The sequence below is a fragment of the Streptomyces sp. NPDC048349 genome (assembly GCF_040651925.1).
GTDB lineage: Bacteria > Actinomycetota > Actinomycetes > Streptomycetales > Streptomycetaceae > Streptomyces.
On sequence record NZ_JBEZLA010000035.1, the window covers coordinates 24,517 to 43,910 of the forward strand.

Genomic DNA, 19,394 nt, shown 5'->3' on the forward strand with positions numbered 1-19,394 from the left:
CCCCGGAAGGGCGAATCGATCCTCCAAATCCCCTCGGCGTGGCGTGCGGCGTGGCACGGTACGGCGCGGCACCGCACGGCGCGCGGCGGCAACGGCCAGCGCCTGCGTCACGCGCGGTCGTACACGGTGACCGCCACGTCCCGCGCGCACAGCGCGTCGGTGATCAGCGGCTCGATGCGCGACCAGGTACCACCGGCAAGCCCGCACCCGATGCGCGGCATGTGGACGCTGGCCCCCAACTCGACGGCGTGATCGCCCAGCACGGCGAGGCAGCGCGCGACGGCGTCATAGCGGATCGGCGGACCGCCGCTCCCGGTGCGTATGCCCCGCTGACCGACCATGTTGGCCACCCACACGTCGGGCTGCACCCGCACCACCTGCACGGCCCCGAGCCCGAAGTCGTTCCGGCTGCGCCCCCGATGCCAGGCCCGGAACTCGGACTCCGGCTCCGCCCACCGCCGCGAAACGGCGAGCACGAACCCCTTGCCCCAGCCCCCGATGTCGTTGCAGACATGGGCAATGACCTTGGGCCCCTTGGCCTGAGGACTCGTCGCATCTCCAGCAATGATCCGCAGCGGCTTCATACCCGAAAAGATAGGCGGGACCACTGACAGGTGGCGGGGGTGTACGGGGGCGGGCCGGGGAGGCCGGGCGGGGGCTTCGGCAGGCCTGAGCCTGATTCCGGTTGATGCCGATCAGGGAGGGTTTGGGGGTTTCCCGCCAGTCCCATAGTCCTTCCGGGTCGGGCCGGCCTGTCAAGGGCGCTCCTTCGTCGCGTCGCTTCGCGATGGCCTTCGGCCACCCTTGACAGACCGTCCCGCCCCGGAAAGACAAGGACTGACGGGAAGCCCCCAAAAGAACGGTCCACTGGTTCATGATCCCGGGCAGTGGCCATCAGGGTCCGGCTCCCAGGTTCCCGTCGCCACGCCCCTGCCCGGCCCCATGACCGCCGAAGGCGGGGCCGGCGGGCGCATCAAATCGCTACGCGCTCCTCACATCTCAGCGTCCGGCGGCCGCCTGTGGTCCAACCCGCACCAGACAGCGACCAGAAGCACCTGCCGAGACGGGAGGCGCGCCAGATCGCTACGCGCTCCTCACATCTCAGCGTCCGGCGGCCGTCTGGGGCCAAACCCGCACCAGACAGCGGCCAGAAGCGCATTCCATGCCGTGGGCGCGACAGATCGCTACGCGCTTCTCACGTCTCGGCGTCCGGCGGCCGTCCGGGGCTGGGATGGCCGCGAGGGCAGGTGTCTCAGAGTGCGGGGAGCAGCCGACGGCCGTCGTGGGTGCGCACGTAGGGGCCGTTGGGGTCGAGGGCGTCCAGCAGTCGGATTCCGTACGCCTCGGTCATGCGTTCTGACACTTCTTCAGGCGTGAGCCACTGGATGGCCCTGGTTTCCCCGGAGAGGCGTTCCGCACCTCCGGACGGCTTGCACAGGAACACCAGGGCCACCACTCCTGCCACGATGTTCTTGTACACACCGGTGAGCTGGTCCACCTCGACGTGGATTCCGGTTTCCTCCAGGACTTCGCGCCGCAGCCCGTCTTCCGGGGTCTCCTCCAGCTCCAGGACTCCACCTGGTAGCTCCCACGCCCCGTTGTCCGCACGGCGAATCGCCAGCAGACGCCCGTCATCGCGCACCACGGCTCCGGCTACCGAAACGGAATGACGTGGCGTTGACGTGTTCGGCGGAACACTGTTACTCATGCACAAGAGCATAAGAGGAAGCGAAGGACCATGGGAGCAGCTGTAGGAGGCGGCAGGGCCGTACCGCGGTATTTGCAGATCGCCGAGGACATCGTCCAGCAGATCCGCGTAGGTTCCCTGAAGCCCGGCGACCAGGTGCCGAGTGAGTCCGAGCTGGTCGAGCGCTATGGCGTCGCGGGCGGGACCGTCCGTAAAGCCATGTTGGAGATCCGCGCCAGTGGGCTCGTGGACACGAGGCACGGCAAGGGTTCGTACGTGAAGGACCGGCCGCCGGTCCGCCACCGGTCTTCGGACCGCTTCCGTCGGTCACTGCGGAAGGACGGCAAGGCTGCCTACCTCGCCGAGTCGGAGAAGAGCGGCGCGACCGCGAAGGTCAGCGTCATCTCCGTGGGACCGATGGCAGCCCCGGACGGAATCGCTCAGCGGCTGGGCGTGGCAGCCGGAACGCAGGTGCTTGCCCGCCGCCGCCTGTACTTCCGTAACGGCGCTCCTGTGGAGTCCGCGACGTCCTACCTGCCGTGGGACGTGGTGCGAGACATCCCCGAACTCTTCGCCGAGAATCCCGGGGGCGGCGGCATCTATGCCCGCTTGGAGGAGCACGGCCACGTCTTCGCGGAGTTCGTGGAGACTTTGCAGGCCCGGCCTGCCGCCAAGGCCGAGGCATCGGAGCTGGCGCTGAGCCCCGGCGCCCCAGTGGTCCACCTGGTAAGGGAGGCCATCACGGAGGAGGGTCGCGTCGTAGAGGTCTGCGACACCCTCATGGCCGCCGACCAGTTCGTTTTCGAGTACCGCATCCCGGCCACCGACTGACGGTCATTCAACAACCTCCAGAGCAGATTGACTTGTGCACAGGAGTTGGGCACTCTTCAATCCATCACTCCTATACATGAGTGATGGAGCTAGACATCTATAGAGGAGTGGTGATTTCGTGCGTGATTGCTGTCCGCATGACGGCTCCCGAGGCGGTGGCGCCGCGAATGACCACTTCCACCGCGTCCGAGATGCACTCGACGACGACACGGCAGACGACTACTGCGAGAGGGCGGTCATGGTCGTCGGATCCGCTGCGTATCTCCTCGACCGCGCTCGCGCCGGCTGGGACCGCTTCATCACATCCTTCGGGGAGCGGTCAGATGACTGAACGCTACGAGTACGTGCCTCATCGCCTGCTCCGCCGCCGTGTGCGCGACCTCGCTTCCGGCACCGAAGGAGTACTGATGGCCGTGATCAACGAGAACGTCTCGGACTCGCCCCTCCGAGACCACTGGATGGAACTCGCCTACATCCGGGTGGCCAACGGCCGCGAGTTCACCACCGCAGCCGCCAACATCGAGCCCGCCGATAACCCCCACGGACGCCCCGCAGACGCCGAGATGTGAGGAGCGCGTAGCGATCTGTCGCGCCCACGGCGTGGAATGCGCTTCTGGTCGCTGTCCGGTGCGGGTTGGGCCCCGGGCGGCCGCCGGACGCTGAGATGTGAGGAGCGCGTAGCGATCTGGCGCGCCTCCCGTCTCGGCAGGTGCTTCTGGTCGCTGTCTGGTGCGGGTTGGACCCCGGACGGCCGTCGGACGCTGAGATGTGAGGAGCGCGTAGCGATTTGATGCGCCCGCCGGCCCCGCCTTCGGCGGTCATGGGGCCGGGCGGGGCGCGGCCCCCTGCAACCTGGGAGCTGGTCCCTGATGGGCAATGGCTGTGATCGTGAACCAGTGGACCGTTCTTTTGGGGGCTTCCCGTCAGTCCTTGTCTTTCCGGGGCGGGACGGTCTGTCAAGGGTGGCCGAAGGCCATCGCGAAGCGACGCGACGAAGGAGCGCCCTTGACAGGGCGGCCCGCCCCGGAAGGACTATGGGACTGGCGGGAAACCCCCAAACCCTCCCTGATCGGCATCAACCGAAATCAGGCTCCCCGAAGCCCCCGAGCCCCTCCCCGACCCCTCCCGCCCCGACCCGCCCACCGAAGCCCGACCCCGACCCCCCGCCCCCCAACCCCCACCCCACCCCACCCCCACCGTGACGAGCGCAACACCCCCGGAGCCCGGCCGCTCGCGACCTACCCATTCCGTAGGCTCGGGCGTGGCGGCGGCCCCGGATTCCAAGGGTGGAGCGCATCGACACCCGGCCATTGCCCGAAATGGGACATATCCCTCGCCGCCCCTCCCGCCCAAATGGCGCGCCACGCCCCCACCCGGGCCCGTAAGCTCCCGTCATGCAGGTGATCCAGTCAACGAAACTCGCCAATGTCTGCTACGAGATCCGCGGCCCCGTGCTCGAAGAGGCGATGCGGCTCGAAGCAGCAGGTCATCGCATCCTCAAGCTCAACACCGGCAACCCCGCGGCCTTCGGCTTCGAGTGCCCGCCGGAGATCCTTGAGGACATGCTCCGCAACCTGGGCAACGCCCACGGCTACGGGGACGCGAAGGGGCTGCTCTCCGCGCGCCGCGCGGTCATGCAGCACTACCAGACCAAGGGCATCGACCTGGACGTCGAGGACATCTACCTCGGAAACGGCGTCTCCGAGCTGATCCAGATGTCGATGCAGGCGCTGCTCGACGACGGCGACGAGGTCCTCGTCCCCGCCCCGGACTACCCGCTGTGGACCGCCTCCGTCTCGCTCGCGGGCGGCACCGCCGTGCACTACCGCTGCGACGAGCAGGCCGACTGGATGCCCGACCTCGCCGACATCGAGCGCAAGGTCACCGACCGCACCCGCGCCATCGTGATCATCAACCCGAACAACCCGACCGGCGCCGTCTACGACGACGAGATGCTGCGGGGGCTGACGGACATCGCCCGCCGGCACGGTCTCGTCGTCTGCTCGGACGAGATCTACGACCGGATCCTGTACGACGGGGCGACGCACACGAACACCGCCGCCATCGCGCCGGACCTGCTCACCCTCACCTTCAACGGGCTGTCCAAGAACTACCGCGTCGCCGGCTACCGGGCCGGCTGGATGGCGGTCTGCGGCCCCAAGAAGAACGCCTCGTCGTACATCGAGGGCCTGACGATCCTGGCCAACATGCGCCTGTGCGCGAACATGCCTTCGCAGCACGCCGTCGCCACCGCCCTCGGCGGCCGGCAGTCGATCAACGACCTGGTGCTTCCCGGCGGACGGCTGCTGGAGCAGCGCGACACGGCGTACGACCTGCTAACGCAGATCCCCGGCATCACCTGTGTGAAGCCCAAGGGCGCGCTGTACCTCTTCCCGAAGCTGGACCCCGCCGTCTACAAGATCAAGGACGACCGGCAGATGGTCCTCGACCTGCTGCGGGCCGAGAAGATCATGGTGGTGCACGGTACGGGCTTCAACTGGCCCGAGCCCGACCACTTCCGGATCGTGACGCTGCCGAACGCCAAGGACCTGGGGGACGCGGTGACCCGGATCGGGAACTTCCTGGACGGGTACGGCCAGCCGTAGCCGTCCGGGCTCGAATAACGACAGGATTCAACTCAACTTTAGAATGATTCCAATGTAGGATGGTCTCCTGACCCACGCAGGAGGCCACCTCATGTACGAGCCGAGCCGCACCAAGTCGGTCGTCCACCGCATGGGCGCCGCCCCGGCCGACTACCCGCACCGCAGCCGCAGCGAAGCCCTGGACGTCCAGCTCGCCGGGCACCTCGCGGCCCTGCTCGCCGTGACCGACGAGCTGGGCCTCGACGAGGCCGCCGCCCGCATCGCCGCGCAGGTCGCACGGCTGCGGGGGGCCCAGCCCACCCGTGCGCCGCAGGCGCCCGGCGCCGCCGACGCCACGGCCCTGCACCAGCGCGCGCACGACCTCGCCGCCCGCGCGCTGCTCGTCGCCGCGTCCCGCGCCGACACCACCGTCGCGATCCTCGCCGCCGAGCGTATGGACGCACACGCCGCCGCCCTCACGTCCCAGGACCTGGCCGGCGCCCTCTGACGGCCCCGGTCCGGGGCCGCGGAGGCTCCGGACCGGGCGCCACACACCTGCCGGAGGCTCTGCGGCCTGCCGGACGCTCGGCGTCCGCACCGGCGCCCCGGCCCCCGCCAAAGGCCCGGCGCCCCTGCCGGAGCCCCGGCCACCCGCCGCAGGCCCGGCCACCCCCCAGAGCCTCGGCCGCTCACCGGAACCCCCGCCTCAACCGCCCGTGGCGGCGCCCGCGTCGGGAGCGTTCGCGGCGCCCCCGGCCGCGGCCGGGTCGGCGTACGCCTCCGCGACCCCGCACCACGGGACCGTCGCCACCGGCCAGACCGGGCCGACGGCCTCCGCGCGCTCCGCCGCTCCCGGGAGCACCCCCGGGATCTTCACCAGGGCCTGCGAGGCCCGCGTCCCCGGCCCCGGATACTCCTGGTCGCGGAACTCCACCGTGATGACGTAGGAGCCCCGTCCCGTCACCTCCACCGTCGCGACCACCCGCCGACTGGCCGGATCGACGCGGCACGCGGTGACCCGCGCCTGCGGCTCCACCTCCACCGGGCCGCGGGGCGACGCGCCGCCGCTGGCCCATACGTACAGCCCCAGCGGGGCGAACACCAGCAGTCCGGCCATCGTCACCAGGCCGACCAGCCAGCCCTGCCACTTCAACGCGCTCGCGCTCACGCCCATGTCCAGATCCTCCCGGCCGGCCGCCCCTCCCACCAGCACCCACGGGCTCACACAGCATTTCGAAGCGGGACCGCCCGGACATCTGACGTTCACTCAACCCGGGACGGACAAGCGGCGCGAGCTGCCGGGCGGGGAGGCCCCGGAGCGGCACCCGGAGCGGCCCCGGAGCCCCCGGAGCGGCAGCCGGCGGTCCTGTACGACGGGGCGGAAAGCGTGACGGCGGGCCTCCGCGAAGCAGAGGCCCGCCGTCAGCAGGCGCACACGACCCGTCTGAAGGAGCGCGGACGCTCCTGGGACAGATCACGTGCTGCGGTGGGAACCGCTTGGTCGGGGGCTCCCACAGCGGTGGGACGCCGCTTGGTCGGGGGCTCCCACGTTCCATGGCCCTTCTTCAGGGCGCGTCCTGGCTCAGCCCAGGCGCTTGACGAGCGCGTGGTACTCGTCCCACAGCTCCTTGGGCGTGTGGTCGCCGTAGGTGTTCAGGTGCTCGGGAACCAGTGCGGCTTCCTCGCGCCAGATCTCCTTGTCGACGGTGAGCAGGAACTCGAGGTCCTCGGCCGGGAGGTCCAGGCCGTCGGTGTCGAGGGAGTCCACGGTCGGCAGGATGCCGATGGGGGTCTCGACGCCCTCGGCGGTGCCGTCGAGGCGGCCGACGATCCACTTCAGGACGCGGCTGTTCTCGCCGAAGCCGGGCCACACGAACTTGCCCGCGTCGTTCTTGCGGAACCAGTTCACGTAGTAGATCTTCGGGAGCTTCGACTGGTCCTTGTCGGCCGCGACCTTGACCCAGTGGGCCATGTAGTCACCCATGTTGTAGCCGCAGAACGGCAGCATGGCGAAGGGGTCGCGGCGCAGCTCGCCGACCTTGCCCTCGGCGGCGGCGGTCTTCTCGGAGGCGATGTTCGAGCCGATGAAGACGCCGTGGTTCCAGTCGAAGGACTCGGTGACCAGCGGCACGGCGGAGGCGCGGCGGCCGCCGAAGAGGATCGCGGAGATCGGGACGCCCTTGGGGTCCTCCCACTCGGGGGCGATCGTCGGGCACTGGGAGGCCGGGACGGCGAAGCGGGCGTTGGGGTGGGCCGCCGGGGTCTCGCTCTCCGGGGTCCAGTCGTTGCCCTTCCAGTCGATGAGGTGGGCGGGCGCCTCTTCGGTCATGCCCTCCCACCAGACGTCACCGTCGTCGGTGAGCGCGACGTTGGTGAAGACGGTGTTGGCGTACATCGTCTTCATGGCGTTGGCGTTGGTGTGCTCGCCGGTGCCGGGCGCGACGCCGAAGAAGCCGGCCTCGGGGTTGATCGCGTACAGGCGACCGTCCTCGCCGAAGCGCATCCAGGCGATGTCGTCGCCGATGGTCTCGACGGTCCAGCCGGGGATCGTGGGCTCCAGCATGGCCAGGTTGGTCTTGCCGCAGGCGCTCGGGAACGCGGCGGCGACGTACTTCGCCTCACCCTGCGGCGGGGTGAGCTTGAGGATCAGCATGTGCTCGGCGAGCCAGCCCTCGTCGCGGGCCATGACGGACGCGATGCGCAGGGCGTAGCACTTCTTGCCGAGCAGGGCGTTGCCGCCGTAGCCGGATCCGTAGGACCAGATCTCGCGGGTCTCGGGGAAGTGCGAGATGTACTTGGTGGTGTTGCACGGCCACGGCACGTCCGCCTGGCCCTCTTCCAGGGGGGCGCCGAGGGTGTGGACGGCCTTGACGAAGAAGCCGTCGGTGCCGAGCTCGTCCAGGACGGGCTTGCCCATGCGGGTCATGGTGCGCATCGCTACGGCGACGTAGGCGGAGTCGGTGATCTCGACGCCGATCGCGGAGAGCTCGGAGCCGAGGGGGCCCATGCAGAAGGGGACGACGTACATCGTCCGGCCCTTCATGGAGCCGCGGAAGATGCCCTGCTCCCCCGCGAAGATCTCCTTCATCTCGGAAGGAGCCTTCCAGTGGTTGGTCGGGCCCGCGTCCTCCTCCTTCTCGGAGCAGATGAAGGTCCGGTCCTCGACGCGCGCGACGTCGGAGGGGTCGGAGGCGGCGTAGTACGAGTTCGGGCGCTTCGTCTCGTCGAGCTTCTTGAACGTTCCCTTGGCGACGAGCTCCTCGCACAGGCGCTCGTACTCGCCCTCGGAGCCGTCGCACCAGACGATGCGGTCCGGCTGGGTGAGGGCTGCGATCTCGTCCACCCAGGAGATCAGCTCCTGGTGGGTCGTCGGGACAGTGGGAGCCGCGTTGTCGCGCGCCACGATTGCTCCTTGTTGAGGGGTTTGTTTGGTGTAGGCCCCGTGGGGGCTGCGACCCGGACGCTTCGCGCTCCGCTCATCCGGTGTCGACCGCACTCATCTGATCATCCGGTGCATGTGCGCATATGTCCAGGGGGCCTCTCACGTGAGCATCGCCACGTCCGTCAATCTTCCGTAAAGAGGACCAACGGAAAGCTACGGACCCGTAGGTAGCATGGCGGGCATGACTTCTGACGCCGCCGCCGTCCCGGCCGCCGAGGCCTCCCCGGTCGTCCAGGCCCTGGAGGCGGCCGAGACCGCCCTGGAGGAGAAGCCGCTCATGCGCGGCTGGCTGCACCTGGGGATGTTCCCCGCGGTGGTGGTCGCGGGCCTGGTGCTCATGGCCTTCACCGACTCGACCCGGGCCCGCGTGGCCTGCGGGGTCTACATCCTCACGGCCTGCCTGCTGTTCGGCGTCAGCGCGGTCTACCACCGCGGCACCTGGGGCCCCCGCGGCGAGGCGGTCCTGCGGCGGCTCGACCACGCCAACATCTTCCTGATCATCGCGGGGACCTACACCCCGCTGACCGTCCTGCTGCTCCCGCCTTCCACCGGGCGCACGCTGCTGTGGGCGGTGTGGCTGGCGGCCGCGGCCGGAATCGCCTTCCGCGTCTTCTGGGTCGGCGCCCCGCGCTGGCTCTACACCCCCTGCTACATCGCCATGGGCTGGGCGGCCGTCTTCTTCCTGCCCGACTTCATGCGCTCCGGCGGCGTCGCCGTCCTGGTCCTGGTGATCGTCGGCGGCCTGCTCTACAGCGCGGGCGGGGTCATCTACGGCATGAAGCGCCCCAACCCCTCGCCCCGCTTCTTCGGGTTCCACGAGGTCTTCCACTCCCTGACCCTCGCGGCGTTCGTCGCCCACTACATCGGCATCTCGCTGGCCGCGTACTCCCACTGACCGCCGAGCGCCGGGACCCCGCCGCACCGGAGCGCGGCGGGGTCCCTCCTCTCGGGGCGGCGGCTCAGCAGGCGTAGCCGTCGCCGTCCTTGTCCAGGCGCAGCGGGTCGCTGCCGTTGACCTTCATGCGCTGCGGGTACTGGTGGGCGGCCAGCCAGGCACAGCGGTCCTTCGTCGTCTCCTTCACCTCCGCCGGGAACCGGGTCGGCACGCACACGCTGGCCGTCCCGTAGTGCCGGTCGCAGCCGGCCACGGTCGGGGCGACGGCTGCGGAGTCCCGCTTGGCCGGGTTCGCCTTGGGGGCCGCGAGGTCGTTGGCGAACGTGTGCTCGTGCGCGGACGGCGGCTCCGCCGTCGCCGCCAGGGCCGAAGGCCCGCCCAGGTGCACCCAGGTCGCGATCGACGGGACGCCGTTCGCGTCGACCGCGAAGAGCATGTACCAGCCGGGCGGCGCCAGGTTCGGGTTGCTGGTCACGTTCAGGTCGATGGTGGTGCCGTTCACCGTCATCGGCAGGTCCACGAACCGCTGGTTGGGGTCCGAGGAGTGCGTGACCGCGGCCGGACGGATCAGCTCCGCCTTGGCGATCGGCCGGTTGACGGTGATCCGCTGCGTGTCCCCGTACACCCACTGCGTGTCGATCACCGAGGTGATCTGCGGGCGTGCGCCCTTGAACAGGTAGGGCGGGGTGTAGATCGACACGTTGTGGTTGTAGGTGCCGTTGCCCGGGTTGTCGCCGACCGACATGACCCGGCCGTCGGGCATCAGGAACGACGCCGAGTGGTAGGTCCGCGGAATCGGGTCGGTGGCCAGGCCCGCCTGGTAGGTGTTGGTGGCGGGGTCGAAGAACGAGGCCTCGAAGACCGGGTCGGCCCGGTCGTGCAGCCCGCCGCCGGTCTCCAGCACCTTGCCGTCCGGCAGCAGCACGGCAGACGCGTACATCTTGCCCTCGGCCCCGGTCTGCGGCCGCTTGCCGGCGCCCGTGTCCACCAGGCCCAGCGGAATGTCCGGGCCGGCCGTGTAGGCGGGGCTGGGCTTCTTCAGGTCGATGATGTCGGTGATCCGGTTCGCCGCAGGGTTGGTCTCGTTGTTGCCGCCGCCGATGGTCAGCACCCGCTGGTCCTGCGCCGGGGGCAGCAGCACGCTCGCCGACTCGTCGCGCTGGTCCTTGTTGCGCAGGCCCGGCACGTCGGTGATGGTGTTGGCGGCGTAGTCGTAGATCGACGCGCCCGTGCCCGGGGTGCCGTTGCCGAAGGTGTGGCTGCCCGAGTAGAAGAGCCGCCCGTCCTGCATGAGGATCATCGACGGGTACAGGCCCCAGTACGACCAGGTCTGGTTGACCTCGTTCATCGGCAGCCACTTGTTCTGCGCCGCCGAGAACTTCTCCGCGGTCACGTTGCCCGTCGAGTCCTCCTTCAGACCGCCGAAGGAGATCACGTCACCGTTGCCGAGGATCGTCGCCGACGGGTACCAGTGCCCGCCGTTCATGTCGTTCGTCTTCGTGTACTTCTCGGTCGCCGGGTCGAAGGTGTAGGAGTCCTTCAGCCCCTGGTAGCCGATCGTGCCGTCGGCGGACGGGTAGCCCTTGTTGCCGCTCATCACCAGCACCCGGCCGTCCGCCAGCTGTACGTGTCCCGAGCAGAACATGTCGACCGGTGTCGGGATGGTCTTGAACGAGCCGTTCGCCGGGTCGTACACGGCCGAGGTGAAGGTTCCCGCGTTGAACTGGGCGATGTCGTTGCCCGAGCCCGCGATCAGCAGCACCTTGCCGTTCTTCAGGACCACCGCGTGCATCGAACGCACGGGGTTCTTGGCCGCGATCACCTCCCACTTGCCCTTGGCGCACTGCTCCGCCGTACCCGAACAGGTGGGCTGCGGCGGCACCGCGCCCACCTCCTCGAGGGCGTAGTCGTCGGTGGTGAGCGTGCCCACCCCGTACACGGAGAGCCCCCACGCGATCTTGTCGGTGCCCGGCGGGACGGCGGGCGTACGGACCTCCGTGCGCGCCCATCCGGCACTGACCGGCGGGTTTTGCAGGTCGGTCCAGTACTGCCAGGCGCCGGTCGCGGCCTCGCGGCGGAACACCGTCACCGAGACGTCCGGGGTGGTCGACTTGTACCAGGCGGACAGGTCGTACTGCTTGCCCGGCACCACGGTCGGTGCGCAGGTGGTGTTCTCGGTGACCAGGGCCTTGCGGTCGCCGTCCACCCGGCGGGTGAGGGAGACGCGCATCGCCTTGGTGCCGCTGTGCGCGTCGGCGACGGTCGCGAAGGTGAAGTCGTTGTCGCCCCAGCCCGACTTGGACCAGCAGGACGGCATGTCGGCGCCGGGCGCGCCGGCGGTCTCGAAACCGGGGTTGGAGAGCAGATTGGGCGGTCCGGCCGTGGCCTGTTGGGGTGCGGTGAGCAGCAGGCCCGCGGTCAGCGCCCCGACGGCCAGCAGGGCGGCTCGCCGCCCGGCCCTCCGCCGGATCTTCAGACGCATGGAGAGGTTCCCTTCTGTGCAGCTCAACTCCGGGTGTGACGGCCTGTCCCGCGCGAGGGGCGCGGCAGGTAGACGAGCGCCTCGGTGGCCGCGAACCGCAGGACGAAGGTGGTGACCAGCGCGAGGGCGGTGGCGGGGAGCACGTCCATGCCGAGCTGGGCGACGAACACCGCGATGAGCGGGATCCGCAGCAGCAGGTCGGCGTTGGCGAGCAGCGCGAAGCGGCCGATCCGGTCCGCCCAGTGGCGGTGGCGGCGGCGGTCGCGGAAGAGCAGGGTCTCGATGAGGACGAAGTTCCACAGGATGCCGGCCTGGTTGGCGAGGATCTCGGCCGGGAGGTAGTGCATGCCGGCTCGCGTGAGCAGCCAGAGCGCGGCGAGGTTCGGGACGAACCCGGACAGGCCGATCAGTCCGAAGCCGATCAGCCGGGCCAGCGGGGTCGCGGAGCGCAGTGAGGCCAGGTGGGCCAGGAAGCGCATGCCCTCGCGGGCGGTGGACTTCGACTGCCCGCAGTAGCGGTCCTGGAAGACGAAGGGCACCTCGGCGACCTTCGCGGGCCGGCAGCGTACCGCCAGCTCCAGCAGGATCTTGTAACCGAGCGGCCTCAGGGCCTCGGCGGTGACCACCGAGCGGCGCATTGCGAAGAAGCCGCTCATCGGGTCGCTGATGCCGCGCAGAGCGCGCGGGAAGAGCCCTTTGGTGAGCCAGGTCGCGCCGCGTGACACGGCGATGCGGTAGCTGCCGGCCAGTCCGGCCCGGCTGCCGCCGCTGATGTAGCGGGAGGCGACGACGAGGTCGGCGCCGCTGCGCATGCCCTCGCCGACGAGTTCGGGCACCAGATGGGGCGGGTGCTGGAGGTCGGCGTCCATGACGACGATCCAGTCGGTGTCCGCCCGCTTCACCCCTTCCACGACGGCGCCGCCGAGGCCGCCCTCGACGACCTCCCGGTGCAGGACGGACACCGGGAAGGCGTGGTCGGCGGCGGCCTTCTCGATGACGGCCGGGGTGTCGTCCGTGGAGTCGTCCACGAACAGCACCGCGCACGGCAGGTGCTCGGGGTCGGGCAGTGCGTCGCCGAGGCGGCGCAGCAATTCCACTATGTTTCCCGCCTCGTTGAAGGTCGGGATGATCAGGGTGACACTGCCGGCCACCGTCTGCGGAAGGGTGAGGTCAGGATCGATCGGGGCATGGAGGGACGCCCTCAGGTCCTCGCTCATGGTGACTCAGCTCCCACTGTGGCGGTCGGCGGGGCCGGCAGGGGCGCCGGGTGCGGTCCGGTCGGTGCGGCGGATCTCGATGCGGTCCTCGCCCGAGCCGAAGACGGCGACGGGCGTCGAATGCTCCAGCGCGGCCTTCACGTTGGGCAGGTCCACCGCGTCCCGGCGGACCGTGGGCGAGGAGACGACGTAGTCGATGTCCCGCCAGCCGCCCGGCAGGGTGCGGGTGACGGCCGGGTCGAGGTCCGCCTTGTAGAACCAGATGGCGCCGAGTCCCGGCTCGAACCCGTGGTGCACGGCGTCCAGCCACAGCGCGTCGTCCAGCAGCACCCGGGTGCGTGCCGGGTCGTCGACCTCGCTGCCGAGCCAGGCCGCGGCCTGCCGGTACGGGGCGTTCGCGTCGACCGTGAGCGCCGTGCGGTTGCCGTCGTACCAGCGCGGCAGGACGTAGACCGAGGCCGCCGCGGCCAGGACGCCGATCATCGCCCAGCGCGCGTACACCACCTGCCTGCGCTCCCCCGGCGAGCGGCGGCGGCGCAGCACGGCGTGCGTGATGCTGGCCGCGCCGCCGGCGAGCACCAGGGCGAGGAACGGCAGGGCCTGGATCACGTACATCGCGGGGAGGTAGCCGGAGGGGCGCATCGCGACGAGGGCCAGGATGACCGCGGCGAGCGCGGGTCCGGCGAGCGCGCGGGCGGTGACCGACCAGCGCAGGGTCACCAGCAGCAGGACGGCGCCGGCGAGACCGCCGAGCGGCAGGACGGTGTCGTAGTACAGCCAGGACCGCAGGACGCCGTTCGAGCCGGAGCCGGGGTCGAGGATGAAGCCGGATCCCTCGCGGCCCATCTGGTAGGTGATGCCGTCGATGAGCGAGACGTGCCCGGAGCCGGGCAGCAGCTCGCCGTTGAGCAGGGCGAACAGCGGGTAGGCCAGCCCGATGAGGGCGCAGGCGGTGATGGCTCCGGTGACGGCGAACTTGCGGGTGTCGCGGTGGCTGTGACGCCACATCGTCACCAGCAGCGCCGGGAGCACCACCAGCATCGTCTCCTTGGTCAGGACGGCGGTGGCGGCCGCCAGCCCGGACCCGAAGTGGTGCCACAGGTGGCGGCTGGGGGACGCGGCGAGGCAGAAGGCCAGCAGGATCCACATCACCGCGAGGTTGTCGAGGAAGATCTCCCGCTGGAGGACGACCGAGAGCGGGGAGAGCCCGAAGAGGGCCATCGCCAGCCCGGCCGCCCAGCGCGGCAGCCACAGCCGGCGGGCGAGGACGTAGATCAGCACCGCGCCGGCGGCCGAGACGACGAGCATCGAGAACCGCATCGACGCGACGGTCATGGAGTCGGGCACGAACAGCGAGGGCAGCCAGGTGAGCCCCGCGATCTGGATCCAGCCGAGCGGCGGGTGGTCGTACCAGTAGGTGTAGTGGGCGAGGCCGTCGCCCTGCTGCACCGCCCACGCCTGGGCGAGGTAGGTGCCCTCGTCGTCGCTGAGGGTGGGGAAGTCGGTGATGTTCCAGCCCTGCACGAGGAGGATCACGAGCAGCAGGACCCCGCACAGCAGGAGGTCCGGGCGGGAGGAGCGGAAGCGCACGAGCGGTCGGACGGGCAGCGCGGGCGGGCGGACGCCGGTGGCGCCGCGCTGGGCGGGGACGCGGGGAGCGGTGGCGGGCGCGGGCGCGGGCGCGGTGGCCGTGGCGGTGGCGGTCGCGGTCGCGGTGGCGGTGGCGTTCGCGGTCGCGGTGGCGTTCGCGGTCGGCGCGCCGCCGGGCTGGGGATCAGTGGCCGTGGGCAGGGTCGCGGTCACCGGTGGCTGTCCTCTCGGATCGCGGTGGCCGGCGCGCCGGTGAGGTGGGCGCCGGTGTGGCTGGTCAGTTCCCACTCGTTGCGGCCGCGCTGCTCGCGCCAGACCGCACGGATCGCCGCGCCCGCGAGCATCACCTGGTAGAACGGGCCGCCGACGACGAGCTTGACGTAGTGCACGAAGCGGACGCGCAGGCCGTACTGGCGGCCGAAGTCGTGCAGGCCGACGATCTCGAAGACGAACGTCACCATCGCCGTGATCATGGGGAGGAAGGTGATGATCGCGATGCCGACGGGCACGTCGAGGAAGACCGCGACGGCGAAGTTGACCGGGATGATCACCCCGGACGCGGCCTGCATGAACGGGGTCATCAGCGTGTAGCGGGCGAGCCAGCGCTGTCCGCGGCCGGGCAGCTGCTGCCAGTCCTTCTTGCGGTACACCTGGAGGAAGCCCTGGTTCCAGCGGGTGCGCTGCTTGAGCAGGCTCACCAGGGAGCCGGGCGTCTCCTCGCGGGTGACCATGTCGGAGTCGTACGCGACGACGACCTTCTTGCCGACCGACGAGAGCCGCACCCCCAGGTCGCAGTCCTCGGCGAGGCAGTTCTGGTCCCAGCCGCCGGCCTCGCGGAGCACCTCGGTGCGCACGAAGACCGTGTTGCCGCCCAGCGGGATGAAGCCCTTCTCGGCGTGCAGGTGCAGGCGGGAGCGGAACCAGAAGAAGTACTCCAGGCAGTTGCGCAGGCTGTACCAGCTGGAGTGGAAGTTGATGAGCTGGACCCCGCCCTGGACCACGTCCGCGCCGGTGGAGCGGAAGGCGTGGTCGACGTGGGCGAGCAGCTCGGGGTGGACCTGGTCCTCGGCGTCGAAGACCCCGACGATGTCGCCGCGGCAGGACGGCAGGGCGGTGTTGAGGGCCTTCGGCTTGTTCTTGGTCTCGTGGTGGTCGACGACGACCCGGACCCGGGACGGTTCCCTCGCGGCGGCGCGCTCGGCGACGGCGGCGGTCTCGGGGTCGTCGTGCCCGACGATCACGATGATCTCGTAGTCGGTGTGGCTCGACTCCAGGAGCCGGTCGATGGTGTGCTCCAGCACCGCCTGCTCGTGGCGGGCGGGCAGCAGCAGGGAGAAGGCCAGCCGGCCGCCCCCGTCGGGGCGGTCGAAGCGGGTGGACGCGAGCACTTCCGGCGTGCGCCAGGCGTGCATCTGCCACCAGAGCGTGAAGGCGGCGATCCCGAAGAGCGCCAACGAAATCACGGAAACGAACACAGAGGTGTACAAATTGTCCCCCCGGACATGCCGCAACCCCCGGCGGCGCTCGTGAAACCCCCCGGAGGCTCGGGCGGGCCCCCCGGCCCGCCACCTCCGCTTCCCCCTTGCGCACCCCCCAGTGCGCCCTCGCAGTGTCTCCCGAAACGGTGACTCTCGAACGACCTGAGATTAGACAGTGAACATGACACTCAAAAGCGGGGTGGAGGAAAAGCACGTTCCTGAACTGGCGTGCGAGTAACCGGAATTGACGCTACTCCGGACACTTCAGGGACGAACCGTACCCAACTGCTGCGCCAACTCGACCGGGTCCGTCGTAGGCCGCGCGCAGACGAAATGTCGACACACATACGCCGTCGGAAGGTCGTGTACGAGTGTGCGCTCGGCCAGCAGGGGGAACTCCCCTCCGCTGCCGTCCTCCGCGAGCGGCAGGCCGGTCGCCACCACCGCCCCGGGAGCCGTCCCCAGCAACGCCGCCCGGTGCAGCGCCGCCCGCGCCGGATCGTCCGGATGCCCGACGACCGCCACCTCGCGCGGCCCGTCCAGCAGCGCCTCGGACACCGCCAGGCCGTGCCCGATGAAGCGCGGCACCCGCGGCCCCAGTGCGTGCACCACCCCGAGCGCCCGCTCGGCCGCCGTGCGGTGGGCCTGCGAACCGGTGTGCGCGGCGTACGAGAGCAGGGCCCCGGCGGCCGCCGTCCAGCCGGACGGCGCGGCCGTGTCGGTCGGGTCCTGCGGCCGGCGGATCAGCTTCTCCGCGTCGTGCGCCGTGTCGTACAGCGAACCGTCCTCGGCGGTGAACCGGTCCAGCACCAGGTCGACGAGGAACCCGGCGAACTCCAGCCAGACCCCCTCCCCGGTCACCGAAGCCAGCGCGAGGAACCCCTCGGCCACGTCGCCGTAGTCCTCCAGCACGCCCGCGTTCGCGCCCACCTGACCGTCCTTGCTGGTCCGCGCCAGCCGGGCCCGGCCGTCCATGTGCAGCCGCACCAGCAGGTCCGCGGCCTCGGTGGCCCGCTCGACCAGGTCGGGCCGCTCGAAGAACGCCCCGCACTCGGCGAGGGCGGCGATGGCCAGCCCGTTCCAGGCCGCGACGACCTTGTCGTCCCGCCCGGGTGCGGGCCGCAGCTGCCGCGCCGCGAACAGCCGCGCCCGGATCGACGCGATCCGCTCGGCGTCGGCCGCCGGGCCGTCCTGGGGCAGCTGGAGCACGGACGTGCCGTGCTCGAAGGTGCCCTCCTCGGTCACCCCGAAGTACCCGACGGCCAGCTCCCCGTCCTCCTCGCCGAGCACCTCCCGCAGCTGGTCGGGGGTCCACGCGTAGTACGCCCCCTCCACGTGCTTGCCGCTGACCGGGTCCTCGCTGTCGGCGTCGAGCGCGGAGGCGAAGCCGCCCTGGTCGGTGCGCAGCTCCCGCACCATGAAGTCGGCCGTCTCCAGCGCGACCCGGCGCGCGAGGTCGGAGCCCGTGGCCCGCCAGAGGTGCGCGTAGACCCGGCAGAGCAGCGCGTTGTCGTACAGCATCTTCTCGAAGTGCGGCACGACCCACTCCCGGTCCACCGAGTACCGCGCGAACCCGCCGCCGAGCTGGTCGTAGATCCCGCCCCGGGCCATGGCCTCGCACGTGTCGGCGGCCATCTGCAGCGCCCCCTCGGACCCGGTGCGGGCATGGTGGCGCAGCAGGAACTCCAGCACCATGGACGGCGGGAACTTCGGCGCCCCGCCGAATCCGCCGCGCGCGGCGTCGTACTCCCGCGTCAGCCCGAGCAGCGCCTGCGCCAGCTCCTCCGGCCCCGGCGCGCCCGCCTTGCCGTAGTCCAACTGCCGCCCGGCCAGCTCCCGTACGATCCGCTGCGCGACCTCGGCCACTTCCTCGGGCCGCCCCACCCAGGCGGTCCGCACGCCTTCGAGGACCTGCATGAAGGAGGGCATCCCGTGGCGGGGCTCGGGCGGGAAGTACGTCCCGAAGTAGAACGGCTCGGCGTCCGGGGTCAGGAACACGGTCATCGGCCAGCCGCCCTGCCCGGTGGCGGCCTGCACGGCCTCCATGTAGACGGCGTCGACGTCGGGCCGCTCCTCGCGGTCCACCTTGATGTTGACGAAGTGCTCGTTCATGTAGGCGGCGGCCAGCTCGTCCTCGAAGGACTCGTGCGCCATCACATGGCACCAATGGCAGCTCGAATAGCCGACGCTGAGCAGGACGGGCACGCCCCGCTCCCGCGCCTCGGCGAATGCCTCCGGCGACCACGGCCACCAGTCGACGGGGTTGTCGGCGTGCTGGAGCAGATACGGCGAGGTCTCGTTCTCGAGGCGGTTCGGCATGGGGACATCCTGCCCCAAGAGACCAGATCAGCGCCGAAGGAGCGGGGACAGGTCGCCGGTCCAGGTGTCGCGCGTACGGGTCCAGATGGCGGCGCAGCCGGCGCGGGCGGGGGTGGCGAGGTCCGGGTGGCGGGCGGGGGCCGCGCCCAGGACGGCGCAGCGGTGGGACTCCGCGCGGACGGCGTCCGGGGCGTGTTCGTCGTGCGGGTCGGGGACCGGGTCGGCCGCGGCGGCGAGGTCGTAGGCCCGGGCGGCCGTCAGGAGGACCTGCTCGCCACCGGACGGCAGGGCCCCCGCACCCCGGGGCCCGGGGGCCGGCCCGCCGTCGGACCGGCCGCGCAGGAGCACCACCTGGGCGAAGCGGTCGGCGGCGTCCTCCTCGGCGCGGTCGGCGGCGTCCTCCTCGGCGCGGTCGCCGCCGGGCCGCAGGTCCAGGGCGTCCACCAGCGCGTGCCCGGCCTCGTGGTACAGCGTCTCGCGGACCACCTCGGCCAGCCGTTCGTCCGGCCGGGGGTCCCCCGCCTGCTCGAACAGCGCGCGTTGCTCGGTCAGATCCTCGTAGCAGAGCTCGATGCGGCGCCGCTGCGGGTCGTAGCCGGTGCCCTCGCCGGAGCAGGAGCGGGCCACGACGCTCACCCGGTGCGGGAGGGCGAGGTAGTCGTTGAGGTCGGCGAGGGCGGACTCGGCGCTCTTCCCGGCCTTCAGCAACCGGGAGCTGGGGCCGTCAGCCGCCGCGGGCCGCTCGTAGCGCAGGACGAAGCCCGGGGCGGGGGCCTGCTGTCCGCATCCGGCCGCCGCCGCCGCGAGCAGCGCCCCCGCAGCGCATCCGGCCAGGGTCGCGGCCGCCCGCCGTACGGGGCTCACGCGC

Annotated in this window: 14 protein-coding genes and 1 pseudogene; 5 read left to right on the forward strand and 10 right to left on the reverse strand. The window is 70.9% G+C overall.

Annotated features, from left to right (window positions below; genetic code table 11):
• Nucleotides 1-107 precede the first annotated feature (107 nt).
• The gene (locus AB0D44_RS20010) at nucleotides 108-584 is read right to left on the reverse strand and encodes a macro domain-containing protein (protein WP_362592502.1); all 477 of its coding nucleotides are present in this window, start codon (nucleotides 582-584) and stop codon (nucleotides 108-110) included.
• Between the two features lie 668 nt (nucleotides 585-1,252).
• On the reverse strand, nucleotides 1,253-1,708 hold the full coding sequence (locus tag AB0D44_RS20015) for an NUDIX hydrolase (RefSeq protein WP_362592505.1): 456 nt from the start codon (nucleotides 1,706-1,708) through the stop codon (nucleotides 1,253-1,255).
• Between the two features lie 30 nt (nucleotides 1,709-1,738).
• On the opposite strand from AB0D44_RS20015, the gene AB0D44_RS20020 reads away from it, so the two are divergent.
• The 4 genes and pseudogenes from AB0D44_RS20020 to AB0D44_RS20035 all read left to right on the forward strand — a co-directional run bounded on the left by AB0D44_RS20020 (nucleotide 1,739) and on the right by AB0D44_RS20035 (nucleotide 5,611).
• Nucleotides 1,739-2,518 carry a GntR family transcriptional regulator gene (locus AB0D44_RS20020; RefSeq protein WP_362592507.1) on the forward strand — a complete coding sequence of 260 codons (780 nt, stop codon included), beginning with the start codon at nucleotides 1,739-1,741 and terminating at the stop codon, nucleotides 2,516-2,518.
• A gap of 323 nt (nucleotides 2,519-2,841) precedes the next feature.
• Nucleotides 2,842-3,098 (forward strand): annotated as a pseudogene (locus tag AB0D44_RS20025) (hypothetical protein).
• 814 nt (nucleotides 3,099-3,912) lie between these two features.
• Nucleotides 3,913-5,124 (forward strand): pyridoxal phosphate-dependent aminotransferase, encoded by a 1,212-nt coding sequence (locus AB0D44_RS20030; RefSeq protein ID WP_362592510.1) that lies wholly within the window; start codon nucleotides 3,913-3,915, stop codon nucleotides 5,122-5,124.
• 91 nt (nucleotides 5,125-5,215) lie between these two features.
• Nucleotides 5,216-5,611, forward strand: a complete 396-nt coding sequence (locus tag AB0D44_RS20035; protein ID WP_362592513.1) for a hypothetical protein — start codon at nucleotides 5,216-5,218, stop codon at nucleotides 5,609-5,611.
• A gap of 198 nt (nucleotides 5,612-5,809) precedes the next feature.
• On the opposite strand, the gene AB0D44_RS20040 is transcribed toward AB0D44_RS20035, so the two are convergent.
• Both AB0D44_RS20040 and AB0D44_RS20045 read right to left on the reverse strand, forming a co-directional pair.
• Nucleotides 5,810-6,277 carry a hypothetical protein gene (locus AB0D44_RS20040; RefSeq protein ID WP_362592516.1) on the reverse strand — a complete coding sequence of 156 codons (468 nt, stop codon included), beginning with the start codon at nucleotides 6,275-6,277 and terminating at the stop codon, nucleotides 5,810-5,812.
• 408 nt (nucleotides 6,278-6,685) lie between these two features.
• Nucleotides 6,686-8,506 carry a phosphoenolpyruvate carboxykinase (GTP) gene (locus AB0D44_RS20045; protein ID WP_362592519.1) on the reverse strand — a complete coding sequence of 607 codons (1,821 nt, stop codon included), beginning with the start codon at nucleotides 8,504-8,506 and terminating at the stop codon, nucleotides 6,686-6,688.
• Between the two features lie 220 nt (nucleotides 8,507-8,726).
• Here AB0D44_RS20045 and AB0D44_RS20050 point away from each other — a divergent pair, with 220 nt between their 5' ends.
• A complete protein-coding gene (locus AB0D44_RS20050; protein ID WP_362592522.1) occupies nucleotides 8,727-9,440 on the forward strand; it encodes a hemolysin III family protein in 714 nt (237 codons plus the stop codon).
• A 64-nt stretch (nucleotides 9,441-9,504) separates the two neighbouring features.
• Here AB0D44_RS20050 and AB0D44_RS20055 read toward each other — a convergent pair whose 3' ends face one another.
• The 6 genes from AB0D44_RS20055 to AB0D44_RS20080 form a co-directional block, all read right to left on the reverse strand.
• Complete coding sequence (locus AB0D44_RS20055; protein ID WP_362592525.1) at nucleotides 9,505-11,922, reverse strand: galactose oxidase early set domain-containing protein; 2,418 nt, start codon at nucleotides 11,920-11,922, stop codon at nucleotides 9,505-9,507.
• 23 nt (nucleotides 11,923-11,945) lie between these two features.
• A complete protein-coding gene (locus AB0D44_RS20060) occupies nucleotides 11,946-13,139 on the reverse strand; it encodes a glycosyltransferase family 2 protein (RefSeq protein ID WP_362592528.1) in 1,194 nt (397 codons plus the stop codon).
• Between the two features lie 6 nt (nucleotides 13,140-13,145).
• On the reverse strand, nucleotides 13,146-14,747 hold the full coding sequence (locus AB0D44_RS20065) for a phospholipid carrier-dependent glycosyltransferase (RefSeq protein ID WP_362592628.1): 1,602 nt from the start codon (nucleotides 14,745-14,747) through the stop codon (nucleotides 13,146-13,148).
• Nucleotides 14,748-14,938: 191 nt separating this feature from the next.
• Nucleotides 14,939-16,216, reverse strand: coding sequence for a glycosyltransferase (locus tag AB0D44_RS20070; protein ID WP_362592531.1), 1,278 nt, complete (start codon nucleotides 16,214-16,216; stop codon nucleotides 14,939-14,941).
• 255 nt (nucleotides 16,217-16,471) lie between these two features.
• The gene (locus tag AB0D44_RS20075) at nucleotides 16,472-18,526 is read right to left on the reverse strand and encodes a thioredoxin domain-containing protein (RefSeq protein WP_362592533.1); all 2,055 of its coding nucleotides are present in this window, start codon (nucleotides 18,524-18,526) and stop codon (nucleotides 16,472-16,474) included.
• Between the two features lie 27 nt (nucleotides 18,527-18,553).
• On the reverse strand, nucleotides 18,554-19,390 hold the full coding sequence (locus AB0D44_RS20080) for a DUF4344 domain-containing metallopeptidase (RefSeq protein ID WP_362592536.1): 837 nt from the start codon (nucleotides 19,388-19,390) through the stop codon (nucleotides 18,554-18,556).
• Nucleotides 19,391-19,394 lie beyond the last annotated feature (4 nt).

Excerpts from the sequence above, each read along its gene's own strand:
- AB0D44_RS20020 (WP_362592507.1), top strand. The coding sequence starts at position 1,739 with ATGGGAGCAGCTGTAGGAGGCGGCAGGGCCGTACCGCGGTATTTGCAG.
- AB0D44_RS20015 (WP_362592505.1), bottom strand. The coding sequence starts at position 1,708 with ATGAGTAACAGTGTTCCGCCGAACACGTCAACGCCACGTCATTCCGTT.
- AB0D44_RS20035 (WP_362592513.1), top strand. The coding sequence starts at position 5,216 with ATGTACGAGCCGAGCCGCACCAAGTCGGTCGTCCACCGCATGGGCGCC.
- AB0D44_RS20010 (WP_362592502.1), bottom strand. The coding sequence starts at position 584 with ATGAAGCCGCTGCGGATCATTGCTGGAGATGCGACGAGTCCTCAGGCC.
- AB0D44_RS20060 (WP_362592528.1), bottom strand. The coding sequence starts at position 13,139 with ATGAGCGAGGACCTGAGGGCGTCCCTCCATGCCCCGATCGATCCTGAC.
- AB0D44_RS20055 (WP_362592525.1), bottom strand. The coding sequence starts at position 11,922 with ATGCGTCTGAAGATCCGGCGGAGGGCCGGGCGGCGAGCCGCCCTGCTG.
- AB0D44_RS20075 (WP_362592533.1), bottom strand. The coding sequence starts at position 18,526 with ATGCCGAACCGCCTCGAGAACGAGACCTCGCCGTATCTGCTCCAGCAC.
- AB0D44_RS20040 (WP_362592516.1), bottom strand. The coding sequence starts at position 6,277 with ATGGGCGTGAGCGCGAGCGCGTTGAAGTGGCAGGGCTGGCTGGTCGGC.
- AB0D44_RS20030 (WP_362592510.1), top strand. The coding sequence starts at position 3,913 with ATGCAGGTGATCCAGTCAACGAAACTCGCCAATGTCTGCTACGAGATC.
- AB0D44_RS20050 (WP_362592522.1), top strand. The coding sequence starts at position 8,727 with ATGACTTCTGACGCCGCCGCCGTCCCGGCCGCCGAGGCCTCCCCGGTC.